The 3,464-nt window shown below is 24.6% G+C and carries 7 protein-coding genes; all 7 read right to left on the reverse strand.

All coding sequences use genetic code 11. The annotated features are described in order from the left end of the window. Positions 1-740 (reverse strand): lipase family protein (locus tag AJN58_RS06240; RefSeq protein ID WP_250540850.1); only part of this gene is annotated, 740 nt, incomplete at its 3' end. Beyond that, entirely contained in the window at positions 740-1,114 is a 375-nt protein-coding gene (locus AJN58_RS10150; protein WP_180371447.1) for a hypothetical protein, read from the reverse strand. The genes AJN58_RS06240 and AJN58_RS10150, both read right to left, overlap by 1 nt. Before the next feature lie 390 nt (positions 1,115-1,504). Further along, positions 1,505-1,951, reverse strand: coding sequence for a hypothetical protein (locus AJN58_RS06250; RefSeq protein ID WP_002880729.1), 447 nt, complete (start codon positions 1,949-1,951; stop codon positions 1,505-1,507). 3 nt (positions 1,952-1,954) lie between these two features. After that, positions 1,955-2,509, reverse strand: coding sequence for a hypothetical protein (locus tag AJN58_RS06255; RefSeq protein ID WP_053872785.1), 555 nt, complete (start codon positions 2,507-2,509; stop codon positions 1,955-1,957). Beyond that, positions 2,503-2,640 carry a hypothetical protein gene (locus tag AJN58_RS10155; protein ID WP_161564883.1) on the reverse strand — a complete coding sequence of 46 codons (138 nt, stop codon included), beginning with the start codon at positions 2,638-2,640 and terminating at the stop codon, positions 2,503-2,505. Before AJN58_RS10155 ends, AJN58_RS06255 begins: the two co-directional genes overlap by 7 nt. A 221-nt stretch (positions 2,641-2,861) precedes the next feature. Beyond that, the gene (locus tag AJN58_RS10160; RefSeq protein ID WP_153882527.1) at positions 2,862-3,035 is read right to left on the reverse strand and encodes a hypothetical protein; all 174 of its coding nucleotides are present in this window, start codon (positions 3,033-3,035) and stop codon (positions 2,862-2,864) included. A gap of 142 nt (positions 3,036-3,177) precedes the next feature. After that, positions 3,178-3,408 (reverse strand): hypothetical protein, encoded by a 231-nt coding sequence (locus AJN58_RS06260; RefSeq protein WP_002881838.1) that lies wholly within the window; start codon positions 3,406-3,408, stop codon positions 3,178-3,180. Between the last annotated feature and the right edge of the window lie 56 nt (positions 3,409-3,464).

A 3,464-nucleotide genomic window follows, 5' to 3' on the forward strand; every position in this document is an offset into this window, starting at 1 on the left:
ATAGCTATATTAGGAAAATTCCAACCATAAACACTAGGGGAATTAAAAGTATAAACTTCATTAGGGCTAAAAGATAATTTGTCTTTATATTTAATATCGCAATATATCAAAGCCATTTGAGCTAAATACCCACCCAATGAATGTCCTACAAATATAATTCTTTTGTGTTTGTTTTTGATTATTTTATTTACTTGTTCTAAAAATTCTAAAAGAAAAGAAGATTGGATATTGCCATTGAGGGATAGAGTTATGTCTTGAACTATATCTTGAATCGAGCTAATAAAATTATCAGTTTCAGTTCCCCTAAATCCTACTATAAATTCATCTTTTTCTTTATCATAAAACAAAGTAGCACTAAAGCCACTTGTAGTGTTAGGCTGATGAAATTGAACCTCATATCTTTGAATGAAATTTTTAGTCCGTAATTCTCCAAATTCTCCATTTAGTTTATCAAAATTTGTCTTTTCATCAAAGAAATTTAACATTTTTGATTGCCAAGCATCATCTTGTCTTAAATCAATCAATACTTCTTTATCTTTATGTTTTTGACTGACAACATGTTCTAAATTTACCTTTATTTCTCTATAGCCTCTAAGAGAATTTTCTTCTTGAATTTTTTCTTGATTAAAATCTAACTCAAATATATTTCTAGTATTTAAAAAATCAAAATAAAAATAACTAGCCCAGCACATTCTAGCATATTTATAAAGTTTCATATATTTGGCTTGTTTTTCATACATTAGTAGCCTCTTTTTTCTTGTAATTCTTTATATTTTCGAATATCATAGCATATCATTTTTCTTTTGTATTTAGCAAACATACCTATGTCAAGCCAAGAGTATGTATTGTCTATTTTATATTCTTGTATTGTATTTTTGCCGTCCTTATAGTACCATAAAATAATAATTTTTTTTATTCTAAAATCTACATATTGCTCTGTTATGTTGAATAAAATATCCTTGTTTATTTTTTTATAATTATCCCAAAGACTTATAATATTTTTTGCATCATAAATAACCGCCTTAGAATCAGCCTTCTCACACAAACTCTCAAATTCTTTAAAACTACTTTGCCATTCAAGAGGTACAAAAGAGTATCCAAACCAAAGAAGCATGAATAATGGATAAGGTAAAAATAAATAAAACTTTTTAATTTTTTTATCAATATTAAAAATTTTAAAGACAAGATAAAAGACAAGCTTTAAAAATAAATATACCCATATAGTAGAAAGTATAAACAAGCTAATCCATCCAAAGAAAGGAAAAGGGAAAAAGGTTAAAAGAGTTAAATAAGTAATATTATAAAAAGTTAAGATGACAAGAAAAAGATAAAATAAAGCTTGTTTTATATTTTTAAAGAATTGTTTTTTTAAATCATTTGAATTTTCTTTATTGTTAAAATAATGATAGAGCTTGTTTTTCATATATTTTTATCCTATATTACTTTGATTATTATCTTTAGTATCTTCAAACAAAATAGCACTAAAGCCACTTAAAGTGTTAGACTAATGTTTTAAAAGTTTAAATCTATTTATAAAATCAATGATTCTTTTACTAAGTGTATCATTTAACCCCACCCTACTAATATCATTATCCAATGTTATTTCTTTACTATCAAAACAAGTATTTATAAGAGAAATACAATATTTAGGTTCTATTTTAACTATTTTATTTTGTTCAAAACGAGCTTGTATAGCACAAGCATAAGCTGTGTTTGTATTTTTAGGTTTTACAATATCTTCCCCTTTACTATTTTTCATAACAATATCTTGCTTTAATTTATCACCAAAAGTAAGTTTATCTGCTTTATAAATATTATTCTTTTCATCTTGCTCTATATTTTCCCAAACATATTGCAACATAGCATAACTAGCATCTGCTATATCAGCATAGTCTAAAAATTTAGTGATTAAGTCTAATTTAGCTTCTTGTGTTTTAATGTTTTTGCTCATTTGTTATTCCAAAGTTTCAACTTGCCAGTCATCTTTCTTAAATTTTTTGTCAATATTCTTACAACTTAATACTTCCATATATCTAAAATATAATCCAGCACCCTCATCGCCTTTCAAGAATATACCATAATTATCATAAAAATATGTATTAACACGATAATACACTACTTGGTTTTCATTTTTTCTTTCAAATCTAGTTTCCACTATTCTATCTTTTATTTGCTTACTTTTAGGTGTCACTATTATATTTGTTTTATTCTTTATAGATTCATCCTCAATCAACACTTTTCCCAAATTAAAATAACACAAGCTCTTAAACTCATAATACTGCGGATCCATATATTTATAAGAACAGCCTCCTGTTAAGAATAATAAAAGATATACAGGCAAAAGAAATAAAGTAAGTTTTTTAAATATTGTTTTAAAATTTATAGTTTTTGTTTTATTTTTTAATTTATAAAAAATTTTAAAGATAAAATATAAAATAATAGAAAATATAAAAACAAAAAAGAAAAATATAAGAATAAATATTAAAAGATTAACAAAGAATTCTAGCATTTATTAACTCCTCTTAATTTTCTCTGTTTTTTCATAAGACAATTTGTAGTGTTGGGCTGATGAAATTTAATCTCATATCTTTGAGAAAAATTTCTAGCTTGTAATTCTCTAAAATCTCCATTTAGTTTCACATAAAAAATAAAGAATCATCTATAACCAAATATCCATTATATTCATCATGTAATGCTTTAAAATAGTCCAATTTTTCTAATTCACTCTTATCTTTAAAAAATCTAGTTTTAGATATTTTAAATCCTAAAGCTTTTTGTCCTTCAGTATAAACAAAATTAAAATAACTAGCTTACACAAATTCTGTATAATCTTTTAAATTGTTGATTTATTCCTTATATTATTATTGATAAAGATTACCACAAGCGAGCCCATCCTCTATAAACTCAAAATTCATATTACCCTCATTGCCTTCTAACACATACCTTCTAGTATTCCAATATGGACTTATATGCATATCAACAATCTTGTGTAAAGACATTTGCATATTTTTTGTTTTTAGTACAATATTATCCATCTCTATCTTTTCTTGAAAATTTGAAGGAGTTTTGAAGTATCATCGTAATATATAAAGCCACATTTCTATCCTACTATATTTTTTTACATGTCGAAAATCATCTATGCCGCCTAACTTTTTATCAAAATACCCTAGAATCTTATTATACTTTAGGAAGTTCATTTAACTTACACATATTCCTAAATTGCCAATAACTAGGCTCTAAATAATAAGAATAAGGAGTATAATAAAAGATAATTAAGCCTATACTTCCAAGAAAGACTAAAAACTTTGAAACGCTTTTTGTAGATTTAAAGATGATTTTATAAATAAATTTTAATATAAGATAAGAAAGAATAGTAGAAATTATAATAAGAAGTAATATATATGTCATGGGTTATCTCCTTAGATTCTCTATTTTATTAAAATTAAGATGTAATTTTGTGGTTT

It is taken from the genome of Campylobacter sp. BCW_4321 (genome assembly GCF_001763075.1).
Classification (GTDB): domain Bacteria; phylum Campylobacterota; class Campylobacteria; order Campylobacterales; family Campylobacteraceae; genus Campylobacter_D; species Campylobacter_D jejuni.

Excerpts from the sequence above, each read along its gene's own strand:
- AJN58_RS10160 (WP_153882527.1), bottom strand. The coding sequence starts at position 3,035 with ATGGATAATATTGTACTAAAAACAAAAAATATGCAAATGTCTTTACAC.
- AJN58_RS06255 (WP_053872785.1), bottom strand. The coding sequence starts at position 2,509 with ATGCTAGAATTCTTTGTTAATCTTTTAATATTTATTCTTATATTTTTC.
- AJN58_RS06260 (WP_002881838.1), bottom strand. The coding sequence starts at position 3,408 with ATGACATATATATTACTTCTTATTATAATTTCTACTATTCTTTCTTAT.
- AJN58_RS06250 (WP_002880729.1), bottom strand. The coding sequence starts at position 1,951 with ATGAGCAAAAACATTAAAACACAAGAAGCTAAATTAGACTTAATCACT.
- AJN58_RS10150 (WP_180371447.1), bottom strand. The coding sequence starts at position 1,114 with ATGCTTCTTTGGTTTGGATACTCTTTTGTACCTCTTGAATGGCAAAGT.